This window comes from Aeromonas rivuli (assembly GCF_020149575.1).
GTDB classification, from domain to species: Bacteria; Pseudomonadota; Gammaproteobacteria; order Enterobacterales; family Aeromonadaceae; genus Aeromonas; species Aeromonas rivuli.
This window is the reverse complement of sequence record NZ_CP079742.1, coordinates 3,754,586-3,780,835: the sequence shown is the minus strand read 5'-3', so window position 1 is coordinate 3,780,835 and position 26,250 is coordinate 3,754,586. Positions and strand designations below refer to the sequence as shown.

General features: G+C 58.7%; 27 protein-coding genes. 21 read left to right on the top strand and 6 right to left on the bottom strand.

Features of this window, described 5'->3' with window-relative positions:
- The first annotated feature begins 10 nt into the window (after positions 1 to 10).
- The 5 genes from KYK33_RS17405 (at position 11) to KYK33_RS17385 (ending at position 6,188) form a co-directional block, all read left to right on the top strand.
- Positions 11 to 1,252 carry an ammonium transporter gene (locus KYK33_RS17405; protein WP_224431321.1) on the top strand — a complete coding sequence of 414 codons (1,242 nt, stop codon included), beginning with the start codon at positions 11 to 13 and terminating at the stop codon, positions 1,250 to 1,252.
- A 179-nt stretch (positions 1,253 to 1,431) separates the two neighbouring features.
- On the top strand, positions 1,432 to 2,439 hold the full coding sequence (locus tag KYK33_RS17400; protein WP_224433047.1) for a Fe(3+) ABC transporter substrate-binding protein: 1,008 nt from the start codon (positions 1,432 to 1,434) through the stop codon (positions 2,437 to 2,439).
- Positions 2,440 to 2,478: 39 nt separating this feature from the next.
- Complete coding sequence (locus KYK33_RS17395) at positions 2,479 to 4,104, top strand: ABC transporter permease (protein ID WP_042044223.1); 1,626 nt, start codon at positions 2,479 to 2,481, stop codon at positions 4,102 to 4,104.
- Between the two features lie 51 nt (positions 4,105 to 4,155).
- Complete coding sequence (locus KYK33_RS17390) at positions 4,156 to 5,184, top strand: ABC transporter ATP-binding protein (RefSeq protein ID WP_224431320.1); 1,029 nt, start codon at positions 4,156 to 4,158, stop codon at positions 5,182 to 5,184.
- A gap of 98 nt (positions 5,185 to 5,282) precedes the next feature.
- The gene (locus KYK33_RS17385) at positions 5,283 to 6,188 is read left to right on the top strand and encodes a Dyp-type peroxidase (RefSeq protein WP_224431319.1); all 906 of its coding nucleotides are present in this window, start codon (positions 5,283 to 5,285) and stop codon (positions 6,186 to 6,188) included.
- A 109-nt stretch (positions 6,189 to 6,297) separates the two neighbouring features.
- Here KYK33_RS17385 and argR read toward each other — a convergent pair whose 3' ends face one another.
- On the bottom strand, positions 6,298 to 6,768 hold the full coding sequence (gene argR, locus KYK33_RS17380; RefSeq protein ID WP_005308670.1) for a transcriptional regulator ArgR: 471 nt from the start codon (positions 6,766 to 6,768) through the stop codon (positions 6,298 to 6,300).
- Between the two features lie 199 nt (positions 6,769 to 6,967).
- On the opposite strand from argR, the gene KYK33_RS17375 reads away from it, so the two are divergent.
- The 6 genes from KYK33_RS17375 to KYK33_RS17350 all read left to right on the top strand — a co-directional run bounded on the left by KYK33_RS17375 (position 6,968) and on the right by KYK33_RS17350 (position 11,961).
- Entirely contained in the window at positions 6,968 to 7,708 is a 741-nt protein-coding gene (locus KYK33_RS17375; RefSeq protein ID WP_224431318.1) for an ATP-binding cassette domain-containing protein, read from the top strand.
- Positions 7,709 to 7,736: 28 nt separating this feature from the next.
- Positions 7,737 to 8,474 carry a transporter substrate-binding domain-containing protein gene (locus KYK33_RS17370; protein WP_042044219.1) on the top strand — a complete coding sequence of 246 codons (738 nt, stop codon included), beginning with the start codon at positions 7,737 to 7,739 and terminating at the stop codon, positions 8,472 to 8,474.
- A gap of 3 nt (positions 8,475 to 8,477) precedes the next feature.
- Positions 8,478 to 9,128: an arginine ABC transporter permease ArtQ gene (gene artQ, locus KYK33_RS17365; protein WP_224431317.1), complete on the top strand. Its 651-nt coding sequence runs from the start codon at positions 8,478 to 8,480 to the stop codon at positions 9,126 to 9,128.
- Between the two features lie 2 nt (positions 9,129 to 9,130).
- Positions 9,131 to 9,793, top strand: a complete 663-nt coding sequence (gene artM / locus KYK33_RS17360) for an arginine ABC transporter permease ArtM (RefSeq protein WP_042044217.1) — start codon at positions 9,131 to 9,133, stop codon at positions 9,791 to 9,793.
- A 218-nt stretch (positions 9,794 to 10,011) separates the two neighbouring features.
- Positions 10,012 to 10,947 (top strand): malate dehydrogenase, encoded by a 936-nt coding sequence (mdh, locus tag KYK33_RS17355; protein WP_005904838.1) that lies wholly within the window; start codon positions 10,012 to 10,014, stop codon positions 10,945 to 10,947.
- A 420-nt stretch (positions 10,948 to 11,367) separates the two neighbouring features.
- Entirely contained in the window at positions 11,368 to 11,961 is a 594-nt protein-coding gene (locus KYK33_RS17350; RefSeq protein WP_224433046.1) for a tetratricopeptide repeat protein, read from the top strand.
- 121 nt (positions 11,962 to 12,082) lie between these two features.
- Here the strand turns inward: KYK33_RS17350 and hmpA are convergent, their stop codons facing one another.
- On the bottom strand, positions 12,083 to 13,276 hold the full coding sequence (gene hmpA, locus KYK33_RS17345) for an NO-inducible flavohemoprotein (protein ID WP_224431316.1): 1,194 nt from the start codon (positions 13,274 to 13,276) through the stop codon (positions 12,083 to 12,085).
- 108 nt (positions 13,277 to 13,384) lie between these two features.
- Here hmpA and KYK33_RS17340 point away from each other — a divergent pair, with 108 nt between their 5' ends.
- Positions 13,385 to 13,852 carry an Rrf2 family transcriptional regulator gene (locus KYK33_RS17340; protein WP_042044214.1) on the top strand — a complete coding sequence of 156 codons (468 nt, stop codon included), beginning with the start codon at positions 13,385 to 13,387 and terminating at the stop codon, positions 13,850 to 13,852.
- Between the two features lie 74 nt (positions 13,853 to 13,926).
- Here KYK33_RS17340 and KYK33_RS17335 read toward each other — a convergent pair whose 3' ends face one another.
- Together KYK33_RS17335 and KYK33_RS17330 are read right to left on the bottom strand one after the other, a co-directional pair.
- A complete protein-coding gene (locus KYK33_RS17335; protein ID WP_042044212.1) occupies positions 13,927 to 15,216 on the bottom strand; it encodes an HlyC/CorC family transporter in 1,290 nt (429 codons plus the stop codon).
- 35 nt (positions 15,217 to 15,251) lie between these two features.
- On the bottom strand, positions 15,252 to 16,043 hold the full coding sequence (locus KYK33_RS17330) for a cytochrome C assembly family protein (RefSeq protein ID WP_224431315.1): 792 nt from the start codon (positions 16,041 to 16,043) through the stop codon (positions 15,252 to 15,254).
- Positions 16,044 to 16,244: 201 nt separating this feature from the next.
- Between KYK33_RS17330 and ffh the strand changes: the two genes are divergently transcribed.
- The 5 genes from ffh to rplS all read left to right on the top strand — a co-directional run bounded on the left by ffh (position 16,245) and on the right by rplS (position 19,764).
- The gene (gene ffh / locus KYK33_RS17325) at positions 16,245 to 17,624 is read left to right on the top strand and encodes a signal recognition particle protein (RefSeq protein ID WP_042044211.1); all 1,380 of its coding nucleotides are present in this window, start codon (positions 16,245 to 16,247) and stop codon (positions 17,622 to 17,624) included.
- Between the two features lie 182 nt (positions 17,625 to 17,806).
- Complete coding sequence (gene rpsP / locus KYK33_RS17320) at positions 17,807 to 18,055, top strand: 30S ribosomal protein S16 (RefSeq protein WP_005892422.1); 249 nt, start codon at positions 17,807 to 17,809, stop codon at positions 18,053 to 18,055.
- 24 nt (positions 18,056 to 18,079) lie between these two features.
- Positions 18,080 to 18,601 carry a ribosome maturation factor RimM gene (rimM, locus tag KYK33_RS17315; RefSeq protein WP_224431314.1) on the top strand — a complete coding sequence of 174 codons (522 nt, stop codon included), beginning with the start codon at positions 18,080 to 18,082 and terminating at the stop codon, positions 18,599 to 18,601.
- A 33-nt stretch (positions 18,602 to 18,634) separates the two neighbouring features.
- Complete coding sequence (trmD, locus tag KYK33_RS17310; RefSeq protein WP_224431313.1) at positions 18,635 to 19,381, top strand: tRNA (guanosine(37)-N1)-methyltransferase TrmD; 747 nt, start codon at positions 18,635 to 18,637, stop codon at positions 19,379 to 19,381.
- 35 nt (positions 19,382 to 19,416) lie between these two features.
- A complete protein-coding gene (gene rplS, locus KYK33_RS17305) occupies positions 19,417 to 19,764 on the top strand; it encodes a 50S ribosomal protein L19 (protein ID WP_005892418.1) in 348 nt (115 codons plus the stop codon).
- A gap of 83 nt (positions 19,765 to 19,847) precedes the next feature.
- Here the strand turns inward: rplS and KYK33_RS17300 are convergent, their stop codons facing one another.
- Both KYK33_RS17300 and mutH read right to left on the bottom strand, forming a co-directional pair.
- The gene (locus KYK33_RS17300; protein WP_042044208.1) at positions 19,848 to 20,171 is read right to left on the bottom strand and encodes an isoamylase early set domain-containing protein; all 324 of its coding nucleotides are present in this window, start codon (positions 20,169 to 20,171) and stop codon (positions 19,848 to 19,850) included.
- Between the two features lie 80 nt (positions 20,172 to 20,251).
- On the bottom strand, positions 20,252 to 20,926 hold the full coding sequence (gene mutH, locus KYK33_RS17295; RefSeq protein ID WP_224433045.1) for a DNA mismatch repair endonuclease MutH: 675 nt from the start codon (positions 20,924 to 20,926) through the stop codon (positions 20,252 to 20,254).
- 735 nt (positions 20,927 to 21,661) lie between these two features.
- On the opposite strand from mutH, the gene rppH reads away from it, so the two are divergent.
- From rppH to thyA, 4 genes are all read left to right on the top strand, one after another.
- Positions 21,662 to 22,189 (top strand): RNA pyrophosphohydrolase, encoded by a 528-nt coding sequence (gene rppH, locus KYK33_RS17290; protein WP_084218272.1) that lies wholly within the window; start codon positions 21,662 to 21,664, stop codon positions 22,187 to 22,189.
- Positions 22,190 to 22,201: 12 nt separating this feature from the next.
- Positions 22,202 to 24,469, top strand: a complete 2,268-nt coding sequence (ptsP, locus tag KYK33_RS17285) for a phosphoenolpyruvate--protein phosphotransferase (protein ID WP_042044206.1) — start codon at positions 22,202 to 22,204, stop codon at positions 24,467 to 24,469.
- 73 nt (positions 24,470 to 24,542) lie between these two features.
- Positions 24,543 to 25,367 carry a prolipoprotein diacylglyceryl transferase gene (gene lgt, locus KYK33_RS17280; RefSeq protein ID WP_224431312.1) on the top strand — a complete coding sequence of 275 codons (825 nt, stop codon included), beginning with the start codon at positions 24,543 to 24,545 and terminating at the stop codon, positions 25,365 to 25,367.
- Positions 25,364 to 26,158, top strand: a complete 795-nt coding sequence (gene thyA / locus KYK33_RS17275; RefSeq protein WP_224431311.1) for a thymidylate synthase — start codon at positions 25,364 to 25,366, stop codon at positions 26,156 to 26,158. The genes lgt and thyA overlap by 4 nt, the downstream gene beginning before the upstream one ends.
- Positions 26,159 to 26,250 lie beyond the last annotated feature (92 nt).

Here is a 26,250-nt window from a genome sequence, read left to right as displayed (position 1 = left end):
GGAGATTGTCATGGAAGAGTTAGCCAAGAGTGTCAGTGAGCTGCGTTTTGCGCTGGATACCTTTTATCTGTTGATGTCCGGGGTCCTGGTCATGTGGATGACCGCCGGTTTCGCCATGTTGGAAGCGGGCCTGGTGCGCGCCAAGAACACCACGGAGATACTGACCAAGAACGTCCTGCTCTATACCATCGCCTGCGTGATGTACCTGCTGATCGGTTACAACATCATGTACGTCGACAACGGTGCCGGTGGCTGGTTGCCGAGTGTTGGCACCTTGCTCGGTACTCAGGCCGAGGGGGCAAGTCACTCGCTCGAGTCTGATTTCTTCTTCCAGGTGGTGTTCGTGGCAACGGCGACCTCCATCGTCTCCGGCGCCGTGGCCGAGCGGATGAAACTCTGGTCTTTCTTGCTGTTCTGCGTGGTGATGACTGGGGTCATCTACCCGGTTGAGGGTTACTGGACCTGGGGTGGCGGCTTCTTGAAAGAGGCTGGCTTCTCCGACTTTGCCGGCTCTGGCATCGTGCACCTCGCGGGTGCCGCCGCCGCCCTGGCCGCCGTACTGGTACTGGGGGCGCGTCGTGGCAAATATGGCAAGAATGGCGAGATCTACCCCATCCCCGGCTCCAACCTGCCGTTGGCGACCCTGGGTACCCTGATCCTCTGGATGGGTTGGTTCGGCTTCAACGGTGGTTCGCAGTTGATGTTGTCCGATGCGGCCAACGCCAGTGCCATCGGCAAGGTGTTCGTCAACACCAACGCCGCTGCCGCCACCGGCGCCCTGGGCGCCCTGCTGGTGACCAAGCTGACTTGGGGCAAGGCTGACCTGACCATGGTATTGAACGGTGCGCTGGCCGGTCTGGTCGCCATCACGGCCGACCCTGCCTCACCCAGCCCGCTCTTTGCCAGCCTGATCGGTGTCCTGGCCGGTGGCCTGGTGGTTTATGCCATTGTCAGCTTCGACAAGCTGAAGATTGATGATCCGGTCGGCGCCTTGTCGGTGCACGGCGTCTGCGGTTTCTTCGGCCTGATGGTCGTGCCCTTCAGCAATGAAGCAACCACCTTTGGCGCTCAGTTGCTCGGTGCGGCTGTCATCTTCGGTTGGGTGTTCCTCGCATCTCTGGTGGTGTGGCTCCTGCTCAAGGCGACCCTGGGGATCCGGGTCAGCGAAGAGGAAGAGATGATGGGTGTCGATCTGCACGAGTGTGGTGTGGATGCTTATCCGGAGTTTGTGACGGTGAAAAGCAGCCATTAATTGACGGTTAACTCAGCTGAAAGGGCCGGATGGGATTCCATCCGGCCCTTTTATTTATCGTTGAGTAAATTTGTGATGCGGATGCGGTAATCGGCTTGCGATATGGCAATTCCCTCAGGCAGAATGCAAACAACAATAATTCTCACTATTCGCGTTCATCCAAAGGAATTGACTCCATGATCAAGAAGACACTATTGGCGCTGGCATTGACGGCCATTTCTGCTCCCGCCGCCATGGCTGCACAGGAAGTTAATGTCTATTCGAACCGTCAGGATGAGCTGATCAAGCCCATCATCCAGCAGTTCGAAAAGGAGTCAGGGATCAAGGTCAATGTGGTCTTTGCCAAAGAGGGGCTCAACGAGCGCCTGGAGCGTGAAGGCAAGCTCTCCCCGGCGGATCTGATGTTGACCGTGGACATCAGCCGTCTGACCGATCTGGTCGACAAGGATCTGGTGCAACCGGTAGACAGCAAGCTGCTGCAGGAGAATATCCCGGCCGCCTACCGCGACCCGGATAATCGCTGGTTTGCCCTGACCACTCGCGTGCGGGCCATCTACTCCAGCAAAGAGCGTCTGGGCAAACTTGCCGAGATCAGCTACGAAGATCTGGTCAAGCCGGAATTCAAAGGCAAAATTTGTACCCGCAGCGGCAAGCATGAGTACAATGTCGCCCTGATCTCCTCCATGATCGTTCATCACGGCATGGCGGATACCAAGACCTGGCTGGAAGGGGTCAAGGCCAACTTGGCGCGCACGCCTCAGGGTAACGATCGGGATCAGGTCAAGGCGATCAAGGATGGCATCTGTGATGTCTCCCTGGGCAACAGCTACTACCTGGGCGCCATGCTCAAGGATCCGGAGCAGAAGGCCTGGGCTGAGGCGGTCGAGATCAACTTCCCGAATCAGACCAATCGTGGCGCCCACGTCAACGTGAGCGGTGTGGCCATGACCAAGTACGCCAAAAACAAGGTGCAAGCGCAGCAGTTGATGGAGTTCCTCTCCGGTGATCAGGCTCAGCACATGTATGCCGAGGTGAACGCCGAGTATCCGGTCAAGCCGGGTGTTGAGCCGTCCGCCATGGTCAAATCCTGGGGCAGCTTCAAGGTCGATGCCCTGCCGGTCAGCGACTATGCCAAGCACCGTAAGGATGCGCTGCAGCTGCTCGACGAAGTCAAGTTCGATCTGTAATCAGATGGGGCCAGGGGCCCCATCCATTTTTGTGGACTCATGAAAAAATTTGGTTGGATAGCCAGCGGCTGGGCCTGTGCCCTGCTGCTGGTTTTGCCCGTTCTGGCACTGCTGTTTTCTGCGCTCTCGGCGGATGGGGATCTGTTCGCCCATCTGGCCGATACCGTTCTCTCCACCTACCTCGTCAATACCCTGCTGCTGGTGCTGGGCGTCGTCTCGCTCAGCCTGCTGTTCGGGGTGCCGACCGCCTGGCTGGTCGCCATGTGCCAGGTGCCGGGTCGCCGGGCCTTGCAGTGGGCGCTGATGCTGCCCATGGCCATGCCCTCCTACATCGTTGCCTACGTCTATACGGACTTGTTTGATTACTCCGGTCCGGTGCAGGCGGGGCTGCGCACCCTGTTCGACTGGCAGGGGCCTGGCGACTACTGGTTCCCGGCTATCCGCTCCCTCGGGGGCGCCGCCTGGGTGTTGGCCCTGGTGTTGTTCCCTTATGTCTATCTGCTGGCGCGAGCCTCCTTCCTGGAGCAGTCGGTCAGCCTGATCCACTCCAGTCGGCTGCTCGGCAGTTCGCCCTGGCAGAGTTTTCGCCGCATCAGTCTGCCCCTGGCCAGACCCGCCATCATGGTGGCCGTCTCCCTGGTGGCCATGGAGACCCTGGCTGACTTTGCGACCGTGCATTTCTTTGCCATCAATACCCTGACCACCGCCGTTTATGATACCTGGCTCGGCTATGGCAGCCTGGCCACGGCGGCCAAGCTCTCCTGCCTGATGCTGCTGGCGGTTGTCTTGCTGATCGCCTTTGAGCGCCGCTCCCGGAGTCGTCAGCAGGTCTTCCAGAAATCCATGGGCCATGAACCGCCGCTGCGCTACCCGCTCAAGGGAGGGCTGCGCTGGTTGGCTGGGCTCTGGTGCTGGGGCCTGGTACTGGCCGGTTTTGCCTTGCCATTCGCCATACTGCTCGACTACGGGGTGCGCTATTTTGCACTGTCATGGACTCCGGAGTTTGTGCGCTTCGCCGGCAACAGCCTGCTCATCTCGGCCCTGACGGCGCTGCTTGCCATGGGGGTGGCCCTGCTGCTCGGTTTCTTCCGCCGTCTCGATGGCGGGGTCAAGAGTCTGATCCCGCTGCGTCTTGCCGCCCTGGGCTATGCCATGCCGGGGACAGTGCTGGCCATCGGTGTGCTGGTGCCACTCACGGCCCTGGATTTTGGCATCAACGATCTGGCCGAGTGGCTTGGGCTTCAGGGGCCAGGCCTGCTGCTGACCGGCACGCTCACCGCCATCGTGTTCGGCTATCTGGTGCGTTTCGTCGCCATTGCCATCGGTTCGGTGGAGAGCAGCCTCGGCAAGGTCTCCCCCAGTCTCGACATGGCGGCCCGCTCCCTGGGGCAGGGGGCGGGCGGTATGCTCAGACGGGTGCACTTGCCCCTGGTGCGACGGGGCCTGTTCGCCGGCGCCATGCTGGTCTTTATCGAATCCATGAAGGAGCTGCCCGCCGCCCTGCTGCTGAGGCCGTTCAACTTCGAGACCCTGGCGACCCATGTCTATCAGTTCGTCTCGGACGAGATGCTGGAGCGCGGGGCGCTTGGCGCCATCGTCATCGTACTGGTGGGCTTGCTGCCACTCATCTGGGTCAACCGCAGCCTGGATAGCCAGGGCCATTGAGCCAATTTGAATGAGGTGCCCTGGCCACTCTCACACAAGAGGATTTGAGTCGTGTCTTGCTTGCAAATAGAGAAAGTGAGCTGCCGTTATAACGGTCATAACGTGTTGGAGCAGCTCTCCTTGTCAGTGGCTGACAACGAGATAGTTTGCTTGCTGGGGGCCAGTGGCTGCGGCAAGACCACGCTGCTCAAGGCCATCGCCGGCCTGCTGCCCCTGACAGAGGGCGAGATCCGGCTCGGGGAGCATCTGCTGGAGGGCCCTGGGGTGAGCGTTCCTCCCGAGGCGCGCAACATCGGCATGATCTTTCAGGATTACGCCCTCTTTCCCCATCTGACCGTGGCCGAGAACATCGGCTTCGGCCTGGGAAGGCAAGCGCGCAGCGAGCGCCGCCAGACCGTGGAGGAGTCGCTCCAGCTGGTGAACCTGCAAGGGCTGGGGGAACGCTACCCTCATCAACTCTCCGGCGGCCAGCAACAGCGTGTCGCCATCGCCCGGGCGCTGGTGTGCAAGCCGCGTCTCATGCTGCTCGACGAGCCCTTCTCCAACATTGATACCCAGGTGAGGATGAAGTTGATCCTGGAGATCCGTGCCTTGCTCAAGGGGCAGGGGATAGGGGCCGTCTTTGTCAGTCACAGCAAGGAGGAAGCGTTCGCCTTCGCCGATCGGCTGGCGCTGTTTCGCGCCGGTCACATCGAGCAGGTGGGCGAGCCGGAGCAGCTCTATCGTCGCCCGCAGAATCCCTTCGTGGCCGAGTTCCTCGGTGGCGTCAACTACCTGGCCGCCGAGGTGGTGGATGCCGATAGCGTACAGACCGCCATTGGCCTGATCCGCGGTAGCGAGCCCCATGGGCTGGCCCAGGGGGAGCGGCGTCAACTCATGCTCAGACCCCAGCAGCTGCAGCTTATTGGGGATGAAGAGGGGCCGCTCAGGGTGGTGGATCAGCAGTTTCTCGGCCATCACTGCCGGGTGCAGCTGGCCTGTGGCGAGTTGACACTGGAGGCCAGTATCAGCGAACCCCTGATCCCCGCGCAGGCCAGGGTGCAGGTGGCGCCACACCCTCTGGTACTGTTCGCGCTCTGATGAGCCAGGGTGCCGGGTCACATCAAGGATCCCATCGGCCATTGCTTTATAATCAGGCGACTTTATGATCGACCAATGCTCACACATGGGAGAGATGAATGAATGCCCAAACCGGGATCTGCGCAGAGCCTAATCTGCATGCCCTCTATCTGATGTTCAACCGGGTCGGTGACAGTGCCGAATTGGTTCGCCGCCTCGCCAAGGTGCCAACGCTGTGGCAATCCGTCACCGCCGACTTTCCGGACGTCGGCTTCTCTGGTCTGCTGGCGGTGGGATCCGAAGCCTGGGATGGTCTCTATCCCATGGCGCGCCCTCCCCAGTTTCGCAGTTTCCTGGCCCAGGAGGCCAATGGCCAGCAGGCGCCCCATACCCCCTTCGATCTCTTCGTGCAACTGCGCGCCGACCGGGTCGATGTGCTGCATCATGCCGGTCAACGGCTGATGGCGCTGCTGGGTGGTCAGGTTGAGCTGGTGGAAGAGGTGCGGGGTTTCCGCAATCAGGATTGCCGTGACTTGACCGGTTTCGTCGATGGCACCGAGAATCCTCAGGATGAACACAAGGGAGAAGTGGCGCTGCTGGCCGGTGGCGAGTTTGCGGGCGGCTCTTATGTCCATGTGCAGCGTTGGCTGCATGCCATGAGCGACTGGGAGCGGCTGTCACTCAAAGAGCAAGAGGACATCATAGGCCGCACCAAGGTCGACAACCTGGAGTATGAGTCTGCCGCCAAGCCGCTCACGGCTCATATAAAGAGGGTCAATCTCAAGACCCCCAAGGGGGAGTCCATGGAGATACTGCGCCAGAGCATGCCCTGGGGCACCATGCGTGAGCAGGGGCTCTACTTCATCTCCTGTTGCCGCACCCCGCTGCACTTCAATGCCATGCTGGCCAGCATGTACAAGGGCGAGGGTGGCCACTTCGATCACCTGCTGCGCTTCACCCGCGCTGTGACCGGGGCTGCCTTCTTCGCTCCCTCGGTCGAGTTCCTGCAGGGCCAGGGACAATAAGCCCATCGAGGAGCATCCCGGCAAGGCATGAACAAAAATCCCGGCCGAGGCCGGGATTTTTCGTTCCATTGTTCGTTCAGGGAGCCCAGCCGTAGCGGAGCCAGAGCGACTAAGGGGTCTGTTCGAACAGCTCGAGGGCGGAGAGGTATAGCTCTTCGATATCGGTATCGCTGGTCGGGGTAATGAAGATGGTGTCATCCCCGGCGATGGTGCCGAGGATCCCTTCGGCCTTGCCGAGGGAGTCGAGCAGGCGGGCGATCAGCTGGGCGGCACCGGGGCTGGTGTGGATGACCACCAGGGCGCCGTTGTGGTCGACATCCAATACCAGGTTCTTGAGGGGGCTGGAGGTGGTGGGCACGCCGAGTTCGACCGGCAGGCAGTAGACCATCTCCATCTTGGCATTGCGGGTGCGAACGGCGCCGAAACGGCTCAGCATGCGCGATACCTTGGACTGGTTGATGTTTTCAAAACCCATCTCTTGCAGGGCCGTGACTATCTCTGCCTGGGAGCCAAATCTTTCTTCTTTCAGCAAGGCTTTAAAGGCCTTCGCCAGTTTTTCTTGCTTGTCGTTATGCTTCATCTTGGACTCACGAATGAGGGAGGGTGGCGGCCTGTGGTACGCAGGCGGCAGCTGTTCAGCATGGCCATTTTGCATTCATATGCCTTTTTTGGCAAGGAACTGCGGTTTGTACTGCATATCGATGCAAGTTTAGCTTGCATATACCCATGTTGAGATTAAAATCAGGACGAAATTTTGAAAACTTATTCAATCGGGTTGTATGGGTATTGAATTAAACGCTATCGACAAGTCCTGGCACAAACAGCAGGTTCTGCAACAGGTCTCCTTTTGCACCAATCCCGGCGAGACCTTGGTATTGCTGGGCCCAAGCGGTGCGGGCAAGAGCTCGTTGCTGCGCATGCTCAACCTGCTCGATACCCCGGATGCCGGTACTTTGCGCATCGGCAAGAGTGAATTTTCTTTCCCGTCGGCCCTCTCCAAGGGGGACTTTGCCCGCGAAGCCCAGGCGCTGCGTCGCAAAGTCGGCATGGTGTTCCAGCAATACAACCTCTGGCCCCATCTCACCGTGCTGGAAAACCTCATCGAGGCGCCCATCAAGGTGCTCGGCATGGGCAAGCAGGCGGCCATCGACAAGGCCGGCTACCTGCTGACCCAGTTGCAGCTCGCCGACAAGCGCGATGCCTGGCCGGCCCGGCTCTCCGGTGGCCAGCAGCAGCGTGTGGCCATCGCCCGTACCCTGATGATGGACCCCGAGGTCCTGCTGTTTGATGAGCCGACGGCGGCGCTGGATCCCGAGATAACCAAGGAGGTCGCCCAGATCATTCGTGGTCTCGCAAAGACCGGGATCACCCAGGTGGTGGTGACCCACGAGGTCGATTTCGCCCGCAAGGTGGCCAGCCAGGTGATCTACCTGGAGCGGGGTCAGATTGTGGAATCCGGCTCCGCCGAGATCTTCACCTCACCCCGAACCCGTCGTTTTGCCGAGTTTCTGAATCACTGAATCCCTTCATTTTGACAAGGACAATCACATGAAAAAGAGCATATTGCTGGCCGTGGCCATGGGACTGCTGAGCACGACCGTTGTGGCCAAAGAGATCAAATTTGTCACCGAGGCAACGTATGCCCCGTTCGAGTATCTGGATGACAAGAACGAGTTTCAGGGCTTCGACATCGACTTGGCCCGCGCCATCTGCGCCCAGGCCAAGCTGGAGTGCAGCTTCCATAACCAGGCGTTTGACAGCCTGATCCCCAGCCTCAAGTTCCACCGCTTCGATGCCGCCATCGCCGCCATGGACGTGACGCCGGAGCGTGCCGCCCAGGTCGATTTCTCCGACATTTATTACGAGAACTCCGCCGTATTCGTGGCCAAGAAGGATGCTTTCAAGGGCCCGGAAGAGCTGGTCGACAAGACGGTCGGCGTCCAGAACGGCAGTTCCCATCAGTCCTATCTGGTCGATAACTGGGTCAGCAAGGGCCTGCTCACCGTGCCTTACGCCAGCTATCAAAGCGCCTTCCTCGACATGATGAACGGTCGTACCGATGCCGTCTTTGCCGATACCGCCGTGGCCGCCGATTGGCTCAAACAGCACAAAGAGTATGTGGTGATGGGCAAGCCTGTGACCGATGCCAAGTATTTCGGCACGGGTTTTGGCATCGCCGTGGCCAAAGGCAATAAAGAGCTGCTGGCTCAGCTGAACAAGGGGCTGGCCGAGATCAAGGCCAATGGCACCTATCAGCAGATCTTTGACAAGTACTTCGCGCAGTAAGCCATGCTGAGTCTGCTGCTCGACGCAACCTGGATGACCCTGGGGCTGGCCCTGGCCTCTCTGGTTGGGGGTATGGTGCTGGCGCTGGCATTCAGCGCGGCTGAACTCAGCGGCAAGCCCTGGCTCGGCTGGCCCGTTGCCACCCTCACCACCCTGATCCGCGGCCTGCCCGAGCTGCTGGTGGTGCTGTTCATCTACTTTGGCTCGACCCAGGTGCTGTTCCTCATCACCGGGGAGTATGTGGAGTTCAGCCCCTTCGCTTGTGGTGTGCTGGCACTCTCTCTGTTGTTTGCCAGCTATGCCTGCCAGACCCTGCGCGGCGCCCTCAATGCGGTGCCGACCGGTCAGCGGCAGGCCGCCGAGGCGCTGGGATTGGGACGGGGGCGGACCTTCTTTCGCATCGTGCTGCCTCAGGCATGGCGTCACGCCCTGCCCGGGCTGGGCAATCAGTGGCTGGTGCTGCTCAAGGATACCGCCCTGGTCTCCCTCATCGGGGTGAACGAGATGATGCGTCAGGCACAGATGGCGTCGGCCAGTACCTACCAGCCCTTCACCTGGTACGCCACGGCGGCCCTCATCTATTTGGCGATCAGCCTGGTCAGTGAATTCGGGCTCAAGCAGGCGTCCCGTTATAGCCGGCGCTACGGAGGTTAGGGATGCAAGACTATCTGATGACTCTGCTCGGTGGACTTGGTACCACCTTGCAGCTGACCGCCCTGAGCCTGCTGCTCGGGGTGGCCATGGCGGCCCTGATGACCTGGGTGTTGGAGCGCCGTATCCCGCTGGCGACTCAGCTGGTGCAACTGTGGGTGCTGGTGTTCACCGGTACCCCTCTGCTGATCCAGATTTTCCTTATCTATTACGGGCCCGGCCAGTTCGAGTGGCTCAAGAGCGGGCCACTCTGGCCCCTGCTCAAGCAACCCTGGTTCTGCGCCGTGTTGGCCCTTGGCTTCAATACGGCCGCCTATTCGACCCGCCTGTTCAAGGGGGCGTTGGAGGCGATTCCGGCGGGGGAGGTGGAAGCCTGTCGTGCCCTGGGTTTCACGCCGGGCCAAACCCTGTGGATGAAGGTGCGTCACGCCGCCCGTCGCCTGGTTCCTGCCTACTCCAACGAGGTGATCCTGGTCCTCAAGGGGAGCTCCCTTGCCAGCACCATCACCATCATGGATATCATGGGGCTGGCCCAGCGTCTCAATGCCCAGACCTATGACACCCTGGCGGTGTTTACCGTGGCGGGGGCCCTCTACCTCTGCATGAATGGTTTGTTAACAATTGGCTTTCGCTGGTGCGAGCGCCGAGCCCTGGCTTTCCAAGGCTAAACACCAGATATTGACCCTCTGATGGAAGGAGAAACACAGAAAATCTGTGCTTCTCCTTCCACTTTTCACATTTCCCCCCCGCTTTCGGCGCTGGCTGTTCCGTAGCTCACAGAACCTGTTATCGCAACTGTTATCAGATTGTTTTTTAGGGGGGGATCCTTTAAGGTTGGGCGCACAACAAGAAACAACCTTAAACCTGCTTAAACATGGAGTTGATCATGAAAGTTGCCGTTCTGGGTGCCGCCGGTGGGATAGGCCAAGCCCTTGCCCTGTTGCTGAAGAATCGCCTGCCTGCTGGCTCCGAATTGAGCCTGTATGATATCGCCCCCGTCACCCCGGGTGTGGCCGTCGATCTGAGCCACATCCCGACTGACGTGAAAGTAAAAGGATTTTGTGGTGAAGACCCTAGCCCTGCTCTGGTCGGCGCCGATGTTGTGCTGATCTCTGCCGGTGTCGCGCGCAAGCCCGGCATGGATCGTTCCGATCTGTTTAACATCAACGCCGGTATCGTCAAGAATCTGGTCGAGAAGTGTGCCGCATCCTGCCCGCAGGCCCTGATCGGCATCATCACCAACCCGGTTAACACCACAGTCGCCATTGCCGCTGAAGTGTTGAAGAAAGCCGGTGTCTATGACAAGCGCCGCCTGTTCGGGATCACTACCCTGGACGTGATCCGTGCCGAGACCTTCGTGGCCGAGGCCAAGGGCCTGAACGTTGATAAAGTGCGAGTCAACGTCATTGGCGGTCACAGCGGCGTGACCATCTTGCCGCTGTTGTCCCAGATTGAGGGTGCCAACTTCTCCGCCGAGGAAGTGGCTGCCATGACCAAGCGCATCCAGAATGCCGGTACCGAAGTGGTGGAAGCCAAAGCCGGTGGCGGCTCGGCGACCCTGTCCATGGGTCAGGCGGCTTGCCGCTTCGGTCTGTCGCTGATCAAGGGTCTGCAAGGCGAGGCCAACGTCATCGAGTGCGCCTACGTGGAAGGCAATGGCGAGCACGCCAGCTTCTTCGCGCAACCTATCCTGCTGGGCAAGCACGGCGTCGAGACCATACTGGACTACGGCAAGCTGAGCGCCTTCGAGCAGGAAGCGATGGATGGCATGCTGGCCACCCTGAAAGCCGACATCCAGCTGGGTGTCGACTTCGTCAAATAAAGCGCCTGACGGTTGAAAAAGGGGGGCTCAGGCCCCCCTTTTCGTTATCTTGGCGCTGCGAATTGCCATCCGGATTTCATCCTGACTCAAGGGATGGCTCCCTGCGGCCGATACAGGAGAGCAGCAGGAGAACCCATGATGAACGTATTCCCCCTCATTGTCTTTACGTGTGCGCTGGCTGGTCAGGCTCAGGCAGTACCCAGTGACGCCAGTTCGGCCGACACCAAGTTGTTGGCCGCATCTGAACCGGCACCTGCCAAGGCGACTGTATTGCCTGCCGAGAGTACCGCGACATCCAACTCTGGTCAGCCGCTCACCCAGGCCAAGGCCGCCACGCCATCCGCCTTGCCCGGTGCAGGTCTGCCCCAGTGGCCTGCCCCCGTTAACCAGACCTCGGCGGCCCCCGCCACCCTGGTCGAGATCGTGGATCCTGCGGCCAAGTTGCCTCCGGTCTCGGTGGCACCGTTGCAGGTTGTGCCCCTCTATCGTCAGGACGAGCTGCTCGACTGGATTGAGCAAGGCCGCCACCTCAAGCAGGTCAAACAGGACAGGTGTCAGCTGACCCAGGATATAGAGGCGCGGGCCAATGTGATGAAGATCCCTTCCTATCAGTTTCTGTGGGGGGACATGCTGGCCTGGGGCGTCTGTGTGAAGCCCGATGCCGAGCAGGGGGTCAAGTACCTGTGGGCTGCGGCGGATCAAGGCCTGGCGCCCGCGCTGGAACAACTGGGCCGCTACTACTGGAAGGGGATATTGGTGCAGAAGGATCTGCTGCGTGCCGAGACCCTGATGCGGGAGGCGGCGAGCCAGGGTCTGCTCAAGGCGCAGTTGGAGTGGGTCGAAATGTTGCTGGCGGGACTCGGCAGCCCTCTCGATTATGAAGAAGCCTACCATTTGCTGCACGGGGCCGTGATTGGCGACAAGGCGCTCCATGGTCGGGCGGCCAGCCTGCTGTCGCGTCTTGCCGGTCGCATGCCCGCCAATGCCGTGGCGCGGGCCAAGGCCATGGGTTGATGCCTTTTTCCCAGTGATGAGAAGAGGGCCCCTGTTTGCAGCAGGGGCCCTCTTGTTATGGGGAGGTCAGCCGCCGTGCTGTGCAGGCTGTTTCCCCTTCATTGGTATGGATAGCCGGTTGTTATAGATCTTGATGCGGGCCAAATACTTCGTAATGAAGGCGCTCGCCACTCACCCCGAGGGCCAGCAACTGCTGCTTGATACTGGCCATGAAGGACAGGGGGCCACAGCAGTAGTAATGCGCGTCAACGGGCAACAACTCCTGCACCTGCGCCAATACCATGGTGCCGGTGAAGTCATAGTCCTCCCCCTGTTGATCCTGCTCGGTCGGGACGCGATACCAGACCCGGCTGAGCAGTCGCTCATGCTGGCGAGACTTGGTGTGAATATCCTGTTTGAAGCCATGCAGCGCGCCCTGCTCGCAGGCGTGGAGCCAGCGGATGTCGGCGCCATGACCCATCGCCAGCAGCTGATTGAGCATGCTGAGCATGGGAGTCTGGCCCACACCGGCCGAGATGAGCACCACGGCCTGATCGGGCCTGGCCGTCAGTACGAAGTCCCCCGCCGGTGGCATCACCTCCAATCGATCCCCTTGTTGCAGCTTGTCATGGAGCAGATTGGAGACTTGTCCCCGGGACTCACGTTTGACGCTGATGCGGTAACTGTGCCCGTTGGGCGCATCGGAGAGGGAATATTGGCGGATCTCCTGATAGCTCAGGTCAGGATGCGCCAGCTTGAGGCTGAGGTATTGACCTGGTTGGAAGTCGAGGACGGGCAGCCCATCGACAGGCGTCAGGACAAAGGAGGTGATGGTGTCGCTCTCGGCTTGCTTGTGTGTGATGACGAAGGGGCGGCCCCCTTGCCAGCCACCGGGCTGCTCGGCCTTCTCCTGGTAGATCTCGCTCTCCCGGCCGATGAAGATATTGGCCAGCACCCCGTAAGCCTTGCCCCAGGCGGTCAGTATCTCCTCGGTGACCGCTTCACCGCCCAATTCTTTGAGGGTGGCCAGCAGATGACTACCCACAATGTGATATTGTGCTGGCTGGATCAGGAAACCCGTGTGTTTGTGAGCAATGCGTTCCACGGCGCCAGCGAGGGCACCCAGGTTGTCGATGTTTCGGGCATAGGCCGCCACGGCATTGAACAGTGCCAGCGGTTGGCCGCCACTGCGCTGATGAGCCAGGTTGAATACATCCTTGAGTTCGGGGTTATCGCGAAACATGCGCTGGTAAAAGTGCTCGGTCAGGGCAGGCCCGGCCGATTCGAGCAGGGGAATGGTGCTTTTGATGACGGCGATGGTGGCTTGATCTAACATAGGACCTCTCTAATTGAGCATTCAGAATGTCATTTTATAAGTGGCATCCTAGATGTTTATTTGATGAGGATCAATCCTCCCTCTTTCGCTTTGCGCTAAACAGGCATTATGAGACTGACAAGTTATACGGATTTTGGATTAAGAGCCTTGCTCTATCTGGCAACGCTGCCGGAGGGTGAGTTGTCGAGTGTCGCCAAGGTATCTGCCTTGTATGGCGTCTCCCGTAACCACATGGTGAAGGTGGTCAATCAGCTGGTGAAACTGGGTTATCTGCAATCCCAGCGGGGCAAGCATGGCGGCATACGGCTGGCCTGTGCCCCCGATACCATCAACATTGGTCAGGTGATCCGCGAGCTGGAAGGGAACCTGGATGGCATCGACTGTCATTCACCCGTCTGCCACATCATCTCGGTTTGCCTGCTCAAGGGGGCGTTGAAGGATGCCATGAATGCTTTCTTGGCCGTGATGGATGGCTATAGCCTGCAGGACTTGCTGGCCAACCGCGACGAGTTGGAGCAGGTGTTCGGCCAGTTGATCCCGACCCTCAACATCCCCGCCGACGATAACGACTTCTGAGTCGCTCTCCAAAATGAAGAAGGGCTGCCTGCGGGCAGCCCTTCTTCATTTTGGCAGTCAGGGCGCGGCTGGCATCAGTCGTCGTCATCCTCGTCCGATGCGGTGCTGCGGTAAAACTGCGGCATGATGCGCGCCATGGTGACCATGTTCTGCTCTACCTCGAGGATCTCGATGGGATAACCCGCCAGCCTTATGCTGATGTTGGGCTGGGGGATCTCTTCGAGATACTCCAGGATGACGCCGTTGAGGGTGCGGGGGCCGTCGGTCGGCAGGTGCCAGTTCATCTCCTTGTTGAGCTCGCGGATGCTGACCGAGCCCTCGACCAGGAAGGAGCCGTCTGGCTGGGGGTGGACTTCGTCACTCGGCGTGGGCGTCATGGAGGTGGTGAAGTCACCGACAATCTCCTCGAGTATGTCGTCCAGGGTGATCAATCCCTGGATGTCGCCATATTCGTCGACAATGAGGCCGATCCGCTCCTTGTTGCGCTGGAACTTGGCAAGCTGGACATTGAGAGGAGTCCCCTCCGGGATGAAATAGATCTCCTTGACCGCCCGCAGCAGGCTCGATTTGTTGAACTGATCCTTGGCGATGAGGCGCAGGGCGTCGCGAGCGTGCAGGAAACCGACCGCATCATCTATGCTGCCCCGGTAGAGCAGGATCTTGGTGTGGGCGCAGTGCACCAGCTGACGGAGTATGGTTTTCCAGTCGTCATTGATATCGATGGCATAGATCTCGTTGCGCGGCACCATGATGTTCTCCACCGTCATCTTGTCGAGATCCAGGATGCTGAGCAGCATGTCCTGGTGACGTTGGGGGATCATGCTGCCCGCCTCGTTGACTATGGTGCGCAGCTCCTCCGTGTTGAGGGAGTCGCGCTGCTTGGGAGCAATCTTGAGCAGCTTGAGCAGGCTGCTGGTGATGCCATTGATCAGCCAGACGAAGGGGTAGAGGGGCACCATCAGCCCCTTGAGGATCCAGGACGCCGGATAAGCAATCTTCTCCGGGTACATGGCCGCCAGGGTCTTGGGCGTCACTTCGCCGAAGATCAGCACCACTATGGTCAGGCCGAACGTGGCAATGGCTACCCCGAAGTCACCAAATAGCCGGATACAGACGATGGTGGCGATGGCCGATGCCAGGATGTTGACCAGGTTGTTGCCGATGAGAATGAGGCCGATGAGGCGATCCGGACGCGCCAGCAAGCGCTCTACCCGACGGGCAGCCTTGTGCTTGGTCTGTGCCAGATGGCGCAACTTGTAACGGTTGATCGACATCAGGCCGGTTTCGGAACTCGAGAAAAACGCGGATAGTAAGATCAGAATAACGAGAACAATCAATAACGTGCTCGTTGATATGCTGTCCAAAAAGGGCTCCTAACAGGTGCTGGTTTATGAGTGATTCAGTTGAGCAGAACTTCTTTGACGAAGCGGCTGCCAAAATAGGCGAGGGTCAGTATTGCTGAACCTATCAGGCTCAGACTGATGACCCGGCGGCCGCGCCAGCCACGGGTATGATGACCCCAGAGCAGAAACGCATAGACGCACCAGGCCAGAATGGAGAGCACTGCCTTGTGGGACTTGCCCTGGGCGAACATGTCTTCCAGGAAGAAGAGGCCGGAGGCGATGGAGAGGGTGAGCAGGAACAGACCGGCGGAGATGAGCTGGAACAGCCGTTTCTCCACCGTCATCAGTGGCGGCATGGCCGGCAGCTGGCTGAGCTTGCGGGACTTGAGCTGGCGGTCGAGGCAGGCCAGCTGCAAGGCAAACAGGCAGGCTATCATCAGCACCGAATAGGCCATCAGCGCCAGGCCGATGTGCAGCAGCAACTGGGGATGGGCTTCCAGATGGGTGATGTAGCGACTCGGGATCAGGGCGCTTGCCGTGAGCAGCAGCGCGGAAAAACCATAGACTACGGGCAGCAGGATCCAGCCGTTGAAGCGGCGAGCGGCGCAGGTCATGAAGGTACTGATGATGAGGCTCACCAGCGAGGCCACGTTCAACATGCTGAGATTCTGGCCCGAGTTGGTCTGAGTCACCTCGGCACCCAGGGTGATGCCGTGGGCGAGCAGGGCGAACGCCACGCAGGCGAACAGCTTGTGCTGCCCCGCAGGCTTGGCGCTCAGCAACAGATGCAGAGAGGCGATGATGGCCAGCAGGTAAAACGCCAGGGCCAGAACAGAGATCACGATCATAACCAGGTCGTTGTTGAACAAGCAGTTAGGTGAACAAGAGAGGCAGTATACCCTGCGGGTGAGGTGCTCGCCAGTTGTGCAATCGGCAATCTGCCCATATATAGGGAGCAGGTCGTCGCAGTCGCTGCGGCGAATAATCGTCCTCAGGCAATGGCTGAGGTATAATGCCGCCATTTACCATGCCAAGAACCGGAAAGCGTCATGTTTGAGAATTTGACAGAACGACTCTCGCGCACCCTGCGCAACGTCAGTGGCCGTGGGCGACTGACCGAAGAGAACATCAAAGAGACTCTGCGCGAGGTGCGCATGGCGCTGCTCGAAGCGGACGTGGCGCTGCCCGTGGTGCGCGATTTCGTGGCGCGGGTCAAAGAGAGAGCCGTCGGCCAGGAAGTGGCCAAGTCCCTGAGCCCGGGCCAGGCCTTCATCAAGATAGTGCATGGGGAGTTGGTCTCCGTCATGGGCGAGGCCAACGAGCAGCTCAACCTGGCTGCCCAGCCGCCAGCCATCATATTGATGGCCGGTCTGCAGGGCGCCGGTAAAACCACGACAGTGGCCAAGCTCGCCAAGCTCCTGAAAGAGCGCAGCAAGAAAAAGGTACTGGTGGTCAGTGCGGACGTCTATCGCCCTGCCGCCATCAAGCAGCTGGAGACCCTGGCCGGGGACGTCGGCGTCGACTTCTTCCCGAGCGACGCGACCCAGAAGCCGCTGGCCATCGCCACTGCCGCCATCGATCAGGCCCGCAAAAAATTCTATGACGTGGTGATCGTGGATACCGCTGGTCGCCTGCACGTCGACGGCGCCATGATGGACGAGATCCGGGATCTCCATGCCAGCATCAAGCCGGTTGAGACCCTGTTCGTGGTCGATGCCATGACCGGCCAGGATGCCGCCAATACGGCCAAGGCGTTCAATGAGGCGCTGCCGCTGACCGGCGTCATCCTCACCAAGGCCGATGGCGATGCCCGTGGTGGTGCCGCGCTGTCCGTGCGTCACATCACCGGCAAGCCGGTCAAGTTCATCGGCATGGGGGAGAAGATCGATGCGCTCGAGCCCTTCCACCCCGATCGTCTGGCGTCGCGCATTCTTGGCATGGGCGATGTGCTCTCCCTCATCGAGGAGGTGGAACGCACCGTAGACAAAGAGAAAGCGGCCAAGCTGGCCAGCAAGGTCAAGAGTGGCAAGGGCTTCGATCTGGAGGACTTTCGCGAGCAGCTGGCCCAGATGCGCAACATGGGCGGCATGATGGGCATGCTCGACAAGCTGCCGGGCATGTCTGGTCTGCCGGACAACGTGAAAGATCAGATGGATGACAAGCTCACCATTCGCATGGAGGCCATCATCAGCTCCATGACCCCGAAGGAGCGAGCTCATCCCGATCTCATCAAGGGATCCCGCAAGCGCCGCATCGCCGCAGGCTCTGGCATGCAGGTGCAGGACGTGAACAAGCTGCTCAAGCAGTTCACCGAGATGCAGCGCATGATGAAGAAGATGTCCGGCAAGGGCGGCATGCGCAAGATGATGGGCCAGATGAAGAACATGCTGCCGCCGGGCTTCGGTGGCGGTGGCCGCGGCCCCTTCTAATCGGTATCATCCCCTCTGTTGCAAGAGGCTCCTCTCGAGGGAGCCTCTTTTGTCTGCAAGCTGCGCAAAAATTGGCTGGTTCAGTTGCAATTAGCATGAATTCAAGTAGTATTACGCGGCTTATTTTAAGCTAGGGTTCGCGTGTTTGCGGGCCCTGTTCATTAGATGTTAATGAGGACGATATGGTAACCATTCGTTTACAACGTGGTGGCGCGAAAAAGCGTCCGTTTTACCAGGTAGTAGTTGCTGACAGCCGTAACGCCCGTGACGGTCGTTTCATCGAGCGTGTTGGTTTCTTCAACCCGGTTGCTTCTGGTTCCGCTGACAAGCTGAATCTGGACCTGGCTCGTATCGAGCATTGGGTTGGTACTGGTGCCACTGTTTCTGACCGTGTTGCCAAGCTGATCAAAGACGCTGCTAAAGCTGCTTAATCAGTCAAACGGTAGGGAGTTAAGGTGGATAAACCTATAGTTCTGGGCACCCTGGGTACCGTCTACGGCATCAAGGGCTGGCTGAAAGTGAACTCCTTCACCGATGTTGCCGAAGCGATTTTCGATTACAAACCCTGGCTGATCAATCAGAACGGGGTGTGGCGTGAACTCAAGGTTTCGGCCTGGAAGCGTCACAACAAGGGTCTGATCTGCAAACTCGATGGTATCGATGTGCGCGAGGATGCCCTGGCATTGACCAATGTCGAGATTGGCGTACCCGCCGATCAGTTGCCGAGTCTGCCCGATGGTGAGTTCTACTGGCGCGACCTCATAGGTTGTGCAGTAAAGACCACCACAGGATATGACCTTGGCAAGGTGACCGAATTGATGGAAACCGGCTCCAACGATGTGTTGGTGGTTGAGGCCAATGTAAAAGATGCCTTTGGCGCAAAGGAGCGGTTGATTCCGTTCCTGGAAGAGCAGGTGGTCAAGCATATTGACCTGACTGCTCGCACAATCGAAGTTGATTGGGATCCTGGTTTCTAGTTTCCCGCGGTAACAGAGTATCGGAGGTTTCTTATGTGGATTGGGGTGATTAGCCTCTTCCCGGAAATGTTCCGAGTCATTACCGAACACGGGGTAACGGGTCGGGCCGTCAAGAGTGGCCTGCTGCAGATTGAGTGCTGGAACCCCCGGGACTTTACCCACGACAAACACCGTACGGTCGATGATCGTCCTTATGGTGGTGGGCCCGGCATGTTAATGATGGTTCAGCCGCTGCGTGATGCGATTCATGCGGCCAAGCAAGCGGCGGGAGACGGGGCGAAAGTCATCTATCTCTCCCCTCAGGGACGCAAGCTGACTCAAGCGGGCGTAACCGAGCTGGCAAGGGATCAGAAGCTTATTCTGATCGCAGGTCGATACGAAGGTGTCGATGAGCGCGTGATACAAACCGAAGTCGACGAAGAGTGGTCTATCGGCGATTACGTGCTAAGTGGTGGCGAGTTGCCTGCCATGACCCTGATCGATGCGGTTTCGCGTCTGGTTCCAGGGGTATTGGGGGATCAGGCCAGTGCCGAGCAGGACTCCTTTACGGATGGCTTGCTGGATCATCCCCACTACACTCGGCCAGAGGTGTTGGATGGATTGGCGGTGCCGGAGGCGCTGACAAGCGGCAATCACGAAGTGATTCGACGCTGGCGGCTCAAGCAATCGCTCGGACGAACCTGGCAACGTAGGCCGGAACTTATTAACAACCTAGCTCTGACTGACGAGCAAGAGTCACTTCTTGCCGAGTATGTCCGCGAAGTGCGTGACAACGTTTAGTAGAGTTTTCAGTTTATCCTAGGTAAGGAAAGACAATGAGCAAGATTATTCAGCAGCTTGAACAAGAGCAACTGCGTAGCGACATCCCGGCTTTTGCCCAGGGCGATACCGTACGTGTTCAAGTGCGTGTTAAAGAAGGTGGCAAAGAGCGTCTGCAGGCTTTCGAAGGCATCGTTATTGCCAAGCGTAACCGCGGTCTGCACTCTGCTTTCACCGTTCGCAAGATCTCCAACGGCGAAGGTGTTGAGCGTGTATTCCAGACTCACTCTCCGCTGATCCACAGTGTAGAACTGAAGCGTCGTGGTGATGTTCGCCGCGCCAAACTGTACTACCTGCGCAACCTGTCCGGCAAAGCTGCTCGTATCAAAGAGAAGCTCAACTAATTCGATTCGAATTGGTGTCGATTTATCGACGGATAGTGAAAAGGCTCGCCAATGGCGAGCCTTTTTTGTTGCTGGCGTGCGGTCTAGGCGCTGACTCGCACCACCGAGTTGTCACGCCCGAACGGGCCTGGCACATAGGCATCCGCCGCCCAGTCGTTGTCGTAGCGGCTCTCTCCATCGGAGTGAACCAGCTGATAACAGTACTCGAAGTGGCTGGGCCCATCGGTGGGCAGGTTGAGGGTCGCCTTGAACTCGCCGCTTTTCATGCGCTTGAGCTCGATCGGTTGCCACTGGTTGAACTCCCCCAGCAGTAACACCTGCTCAGCCCCCTCTGCGGCGGCTTTCTCCACTTCGAAGGTGACCTTGACTTCCGGACGGGACTTGAGGAACTGCTTGTTGATAGGCATGACGCCTCCTTGTCATTGGCTACGAAGAAACCAGATTGGTTATTTTTATACCAATTCATGACAAGACGATAGATAAAGTCTCATTCGGGCAAGGCGAAATGGCGCATCAGCAGGGCGTGGGTGAAGGGGATCTTGAGATAGAAGCCCCTGGGCAGGGTCATGATCGGCTGGCCAGATCTACCAATGGCGCGGGTCAGTGCCTTGTTGTTGGCGGCCTTGGGGCGCAGTTGCATCACTTGGCCGTGACGGGCGCTGATCTGTTCGACCTCTCCCAGCACTATCATGTCCATCAGCTCCTCCCAGTCCTGGCGCAGCAAGGCATCCTCCTCGGCACTGGGGATCCACAACAACGGCATGCCAACCCGGCGCTCTCCTATCGGGATATCGCGACAGCCTTCGACCGGGATCCAGAGCACCCGGGAGAGCTTGTTGCGCACATTCGATGCCTCCCAGTGCTGGCCACTGATGCCGACCAGCGGCGCCACGCAGACGAAGGTCGTTTCCAGCGGCTTGCCTCTGGGATCCACCGGTATTGTCTTGAGCTCTATGCCCAGCTCGGGGAAATCCTGCTCCGGTCTGCTGCCAGCACTGGCACCCAACTGCCACTCGATGAGTTGACCTACCCAGCCCTTGTCCCGACGCAGATCCCGGGGCACCTTGATGCCGGCTTCAGCTGCCAGTTGGGCCAGGGTGAACCCGGCGATGGCATGAGCACGAGTCAGCAGCTCCTGCTCTGACTGGGGTGGCATGGGCATAGGCATAGCTTCTCCTGTGGTTGAAAGGGTTGGGATCCGCGACCCGGATCTGGATCTGCTGATTTTATCAGCAGTGGGCTGAATGGGAAAAGTGGGGGGCTCTTAATGGGATGCTGTTACTTATCACCATGATTTTAAATGATTTTGATGAGGAAATCTGGCTTTGTTGTTATCAGGATCCTCAGGCCTTGAACTTGTCCAAGGGTTTGCCCTGCTTGTTACACATAGTTATCCACAGAAAACTTGGATAACTGATCCCCATGGGGATCAGTTCCTACTTTGGGAGAAAAAAAATGTGATCTGACCGCTTTTTCAGCCGGGATCCTGATGAGAAAGAGCTCAGGCCTTGTGGATAATTTCCTCTTGATGGATCTTTGAGCACCCAGACTTGTTCACAATCTGGATCCGGGATCCTGAGGCGATAAAGTCATGGATCTTGATCCAGTTGTTTATGGTTATTTATATGTATTTAAAGAAGTTATTCTTAACTGTTCCAAGGTGGATATGACTGTTCGTTCGGGATCTCGTTTGCTAGTATGTGGGGGTATACCCGTTTGCTCACAGTGTTATACACAGTTAGCGTGAGCAACTCCTGGATGAGGATCCCTGAGTTTGTTTATAACTTGGGTTGAAATTGAAAGTTATTCATGATTCGCGGGATGTAACCGCCGTTTGCTGCCAAGGGGTGAATGTGGAACAATCTCCTTATAGATTCAGCCTTTATAAGGTGATCACGTGATAGATGGTGACGGGTTTCGTCCCAATGTCGGCATCGTGATCTGTAACCGCGAAGGACAAGTTCTGTGGGCTAAGCGCTATGGACAGCACTCCTGGCAGTTTCCCCAGGGGGGAGTGGATGAGGGTGAGACACCAGAGCAGGCCATGTTTCGGGAATTGTATGAGGAGATTGGCCTCAAGCCCGAGGATGTGACCATACTGGCTATCAGCCGTAACTGGCTCAAATATCGCTTACCCAAACGTCTTGTCCGTTGGGACAGTTCACCGGTCTGTGTTGGCCAAAAACAGAAATGGTTTCTGCTGCAGTTGAATGCTGGTTGCGAGTCGCACATTCAATTTGGCTGTTATGGTCATCCTGAGTTTGATGACTGGCGCTGGGTCAGTTTCTGGTATCCGGTGCGGCAGGTCGTCTCCTTTAAACGGGAGGTGTATCGCAGGGTGATGAAGGAGTTTGCTCCGCTGGCTATGCCAGTGGTGCAGCAGGTGAGTAACAAGAAGGAAGGACGGCGCCACCGTTCTCGCTAAGGAGCAGAGTATTTGCTGACGGAATTGAGGCGTATCGTCGAGAGCATGGCCCAGGCCAACACCCTCGAACAGGCACTGGAAGCATTGGTGGGCCAGACCCGGCTCGCCATGCAGGTATCCTGCTGTTCTGTTTACGTCTCCGAGCCCGAGGCTCGCTGCTACCGGCTGGCGGCCACTGACGGCCTGGCACAGGCTGCGGTAGGCAAGACCACGCTGCCGTTCGAACAGGGCATCGTCGGTTTGGTGGGTCAGCGCGAAGAGCTGATCAACCTGGCCGATGCCCCCTCCCACCCCAGTTTCAAGTTTCTGCCCGATGTGGCCGAGGAGGCATTTCGCTCCTTCCTCGGCGCTCCCATCATGCATCAGCGCCAAGTGGTGGGCATCCTGGTGGTGCAGCAAAAAGAGAGCCGGCTGTTTGATGAGAGCGAGGAGTCCTTCCTCGTGACGCTGGCCGCCCAACTGGCGGCCCGGATCGCCCATGCCCAGACCAAGGGCTGGTTGCAGAAAACCGACTGGAGCAAGCCACTGCGCGGCATCGCTGGCGCCAGTGGCATTGCCATCGCCAAGGCCTGGGTCTGGCGCCCGCGCAAGGCGCTCAATACCATCAATCCACGCAAGGATGAGGATCACCAGGCTCAGTTGGTCCGTCTCGATGAGGCGGTCGAAGAGGTGCGTCACGATCTGGAGAGTCTGGCGCTGCGCTTTCGCGAGAGCTACAGCCAGGATTCGGTCGCCATTTTCGACATCTATCTGCATCTGCTCGATGATCCCAGCTACATCAAGCCGATCCGTCATAAGGTCAGCAAGGAGCACTGGACTGCGGTCTCGGCGGTCAAGCTGGTCAGCGATCGGCTGATCGATCAGTTCCGGAGCATGAAAGATCCCTATCTGCGGGAGCGCTCCACCGATGTGAAGGACATAGCCCAGCGGCTCATCAGCCGTCTGGTGCAGAATGAACCCGAACATTTCACCATAGGTGAACCCGTTATCTTGGTGGCGGATGAGGTGACCGCCACCATATTGGCCGAGATCCCGCGAGAGTTTCTGAGCGGGGTGGTGTCGCTCAAGGGGGGAACCAACTCCCACGCCGCCATATTGGCACGGGCCATGGGCATTACCGCCATCATGGGGGTCGAGCTGCCCCTCGGTGACATTGGCGGCCGTCCGCTCATCCTGGACGGCTACAGCGGCGATCTCTTCATCGAACCTAGCGCCCTGCTGCTGACCGAATATCGCCAGTTGCTCGATGAGGAGCGGGCCCTCGATACCCTGGTGCGCAGCGTCGATAGCCTGCCGTCCGAGACGGCGGATGGCGTCAAGGTCTCCTTGCTGCTCAACGCCGGCCTCAGCGCCGACACCGAGATATCCCTCAATCAGCTGGCCGATGGGGTGGGACTCTATCGCACCGAGATCCCCTTCATGCTGCAAGACAGTTTCCCCTCGGAGATGGAGCAGACGGCGCGATATCGCGGCATTCTCGAAACCTATCGCGATCGCCCCGTCTGCATGCGTACCCTGGATGTCGGCGGCGATAAACCCCTGCCTTACTTCCCCATCGTCGAGGAGAACCCCTTCCTCGGCTGGCGGGGGATCCGGCTCACCCTGGATCACCCTGAGCTCTTCCTGGTGCAGCTCAAGGCGATGCTGCGCGCCAGCGAAGGCTTGGACAACCTCACCATCATGCTGCCGATGATCAGTAGCGTGGGGGAGATAAAAGCCTCCCGTCGTCTGCTTGATCAGGCCTGGCGGGAAGTCTCGGAAGAGGCGGCCACCCGCGGCGCCACCATCAATTATCCCAGCCTTGGCGCCATGATAGAGGTGCCTTCCGCCCTTTACATCCTGCCGGAGATGGCCCCCCTCATCGACTTCTGGTCCGTGGGCAGCAACGATCTGACTCAGTATCTGCTGGCGGTAGATCGCAACAATGCCCGGGTGGCCAACATCTATGACGCCTTCCACCCGGCGGTGATCCGGGCCCTGCAACTGCTGGTCGATGCGTCCCATCAATACAAGAAGCCGGTGTCGGTCTGCGGCGAGCTGGCTGGGGATCCGGTCGGCGTGCTGCTGCTGCTGGCCATGGGCTATCGCCGCTTCAGCATGAACACCCACAACATAGCCCGCATCAAGTATGTGTTGCGCCAATCAAGGCTGAGCGAGCTGAGCAGCCTGTTGGCCGAGGGGCTCAAACATGACAACCCCCATGTGCTGCGCGGTCTGTTCGCCCGCTATCTGGAAGAACAGGGCCTGGGTGGTCTGCTGCGAGCCGGTCATAAGCCTTAACTGATTAACATCAAACCTTGTCCCCCTGCGAGATTCATCGCAAAATGCGGCTTTTCGTTTGACAGAGACGCTTATGCAGCACGATGGATATTGGGTTTTCTCACAGATTGATCCCGTCGCATTCAGCCTGGGGCCGTTGTCGGTACGCTGGTATGGCCTCATGTACCTGTTCGGTTTTGCCTTCGCCATGTGGCTGGCTGGCCGCCGCGCCGACAGTCCCAACAGTGGCTGGACTCGTGATGAGGTCTCGGATCTGCTGTTCTACGGTTTCCTCGGGGTGATCCTGGGGGGACGAGTCGGTTACGTACTCTTCTATAATTTCGACCTCTTCCTGGCCGATCCCCTCTATCTGTTCAAGATCTGGACCGGCGGTATGTCGTTCCACGGTGGCCTGATTGGTGTCATCACCGCCATGGTCTGGTTTGCCCACAAGACCAAGCGTCACTTCTTCACGGTGGCAGATTTTGTGGCGCCGCTGATCCCGTTCGGACTGGGCGTTGGCCGCATCGGCAACTTCTTGAACGGCGAGCTGTGGGGCCGGGTCACCGATGTGCCCTGGGCTATCATCTTCCCGGAGGCTGGCCCCGAGCCGCGCCACCCATCCCAGCTCTACCAGTTTGCCCTGGAAGGGGTGGTGCTGTTCATCATCCTCAATCTGTTCTGGCGCAAGCAGCCGCCCCGTGGTGCCATTTCGGGCCTCTTCCTGTTCTGCTACGGTCTGTTCCGCTTCCTGGTGGAGTTTGTCCGCCAGCCGGATGCCCAGCTTGGTCTCTATTTCCAGGAGATCAGCATGGGACAGATCCTCTCTACCCCCATGATACTGGCCGGTGCCCTCATGGTCTGGGTCGCCTACAAGCAGCCTCGCCTGTTTGGTAATGCCCCCAAGGAGGCCAAATGAGAGCCTATCTTGACCTGATGCAGAAAATCCTGGATGAGGGCACGGTCAAATCTGATCGTACCGGCACGGGGACTGTGTCTCTGTTCGGTCATCAGATGCGCTTCAATCTGGCCGAGGGTTTCCCCTTGGTCACGACTAAGAAGTGCCACCTGCGCTCCATCATTCACGAGCTGCTCTGGTTCCTCAATGGCGATACCAATACCGCCTATCTCAAGGAACATGGCGTCAGCATCTGGGATGAGTGGGCCGATGAGAATGGCGATCTGGGCCCTGTCTATGGTGCTCAGTGGCGATCCTGGCCGGCGGCCGATGGCACCGTGGTCGATCAGATCCAGAAGGCCATCGATGACATCAAGCACAACCCGGACTCTCGCCGCATCATCGTTTCGGCCTGGAACGTGGGTGAGCTGGACAAGATGGCGCTGGCCCCCTGTCACGCCTTCTTCCAGTTCTATGTGGCGGACGGCAAGCTCTCCTGCCAGCTCTACCAGCGTAGCTGCGATGTGTTCCTGGGTCTGCCGTTCAATATTGCCAGCTATGCCCTGTTGACCCACATGGTGGCCCAGCAGTGCGATCTTGCGGTAGGCGACTTCGTCTGGACCGGCGGTGATGTACACCTCTACTCCAATCACATGGAGCAGACGGCGCTGCAACTCTCCCGGGAACCGCGCGCACTGCCGCAACTGGCAATCAAACGCAAGCCGGGCACCATCTTCGACTACCAGTTCGAGGATTTCGAGATCCTGGGATACGATCCCCATCCTGGCATCAAGGCGCCCGTCGCCATCTAATACTCAGGCGCCTGCGGGCGCCTTTTTCATCTCTTCTTTATATGCAAAATATGCAAATATGAAGGTAACTATTCATTGATAGAGTGCCGGTT